The organism is Streptomyces sp. NPDC127084 (assembly GCF_042724175.1).
Classification (GTDB): Bacteria; Actinomycetota; Actinomycetes; order Streptomycetales; family Streptomycetaceae; genus Streptomyces.
Window position 1 is genome coordinate 1 of sequence record NZ_JBHXFA010000427.1, and the last position, 1072, is coordinate 1072.

Here is a 1072-nt window from a genome sequence, read left to right on the forward strand (position 1 = left end):
GCCGGAAGAAGGAGTACTGCAGCATCGACTGCCGGCGCAAGGCGCAGCGTGAGCGGGACGGCCACCTGGAGCGGCAGGAGCACAGTGCGCTCCCGCTGGGCCGGCGGATCGCGGAGGATCTGCAGGCGCTGTCTGCGGCGCTGCTGGAGGCCGAGTACGACGGACGGTCTTTGGCGGAACTGCTGCGCTGCGCGGACGAGGTGGCCCGTGAGGTGGACTACTACCGGGCTGCGGCGGTCCAGGATGCCCGCAATCTGGGGGCGAGCTGGGAGCAGGTGGCCGGTGCCGCCCGGGTGAGCGCGACGACGGCGCGCACGCGGTGGCCGGAGAGCCGGGTCAAGGAGCGGCTGAAGCGGCGGGCCGGTGAGCGGGCTGCGGTGCGGCAGCCTTCCGTGCCCGTCGTGTCGGGGCTGGGTGACGCTGAGGGCAAGCTGTTGTCGAAGGCGGCCGAACGGGCATCGGTGAAGCTGGCCTCGGCGCTGTCGTATCTGCAGCGGGCCAGCGGGCTGACGTTCAGGGAGGTGGCCGAGCAGACGTCGTTGTCGCCGTCGTACATCTCGCGGATTCTGTCGGGTGAGCGCACTCCGACCTGGCCGGTGGTGTGCACCCTGGTCGAACTGTTCCGTGGTGATCCTGCCGAGCTGAGTGTGCTGTTCGAGAGCGCGCACGGAATGGTGCCGCCGGGGCGGTATGCGATTCCCGATGCGGTGGCCCGTCTGCAGGCAGCGCTGCGGGGACTGCATCTGGCCGCGGGGCGCCCTCCGTTCGGGGTGGTGCGCAAGGCCACGCGCGGAGCACTGAGCACGCAGGCGGTCAGCGAGATCCTGGGCGGCGAGATGATCGCGGGCTGGGAGCAGACGGCGGCGCTGGTGACCGCGCTGGGCGGCTGGCCGGCGGACGTGCGGCCGCTGTGGGAGGCCGTCCATTACACGTTCCTGCTCTGTCTGGACCCGCCGGAGGGTCCCGGACAGGGGCCGGCCGCGCGTTCCGAGTCCCCCTCAAGCTTCCCGGGCCCCCGGCGCGCGGCGCCCGGGTCGTGTCTGGGCGCCGCGCGGGGGAGTGGGCGGGGCGG

1 protein-coding gene is annotated in these 1072 nt (G+C 72.9%); it reads left to right on the forward strand.

Going from position 1 to position 1072, the window contains the following annotated elements; genetic code table 11:
* Window positions 1-1072: helix-turn-helix domain-containing protein (locus ACFWI9_RS34740; protein WP_387169401.1), on the forward strand; the 1072-nt coding region annotated here is incomplete at both ends.